The sequence below is a fragment of the Vibrio sp. YT-19(2023) genome (assembly GCF_033337395.1).
On record NZ_JAWOQN010000660.1, the window covers coordinates 1 to 636 of the forward strand.

Annotated in this window: 1 pseudogene; it reads right to left on the minus strand. The window is 48.7% G+C overall.

Going from position 1 to position 636, the window contains the following annotated elements:
- A pseudogene (locus R7E78_RS27735) lies at positions 1-636 on the minus strand (insulinase family protein); the annotation flags it as partial.

The window sequence follows — 636 nt, forward strand, 5'->3', positions numbered from 1 at the left end:
CCCATGCCAATCACAAAGCTTGGTTGATTAGACAGCAGCTCTTTTAACTGCGCGTTTACGCTCTCTAGCGTCGTTTTATCCAAAAAAGCTGCCAAGCTTTGCGCATAGCTCTCTTTCGATTGGCTTACGCTGTCTTGCTCCAATTGGAAAATACGCGCTTCCGCGTAACTATTTGGCTTGCGTTTGCTCCAATCAGAATCAAGATTTGCCAGTTCGCCATACCAGTTAGATGTGATGCTCTCTAGCTCAGCTTGTGTCACGCCGTAATCGCGAAGTGACGTCAACGCACTGATGAAAATTTGGTGCATTTGTTCACGGCGGTCAGGCGAAAATGAGATACCCGCCGACATCAGGCGTTGGTAGTTCGAGTAGTAAGGCTGCGCATAAACGTATTGGTAAGGCTCGGCGGCATCATTGAGAAGACTGATCAAACGCTGTTGAATCAGTTGAATGGCCACTTCGTCTCGCCATTCTGCGTGTTGCTGCTCGACCGTTTCGCGACGAAGATCGCCGCGTTCAATCACCAAATGCAAGCTTGGTGACTCCATCGAGTTGCTTGGCAGAATTTCGTCTTGAGTATTGAGTCGAATGTCACGACGCTTTTCGATGGCGATATCTGAGGTACTTTCCCAGTTC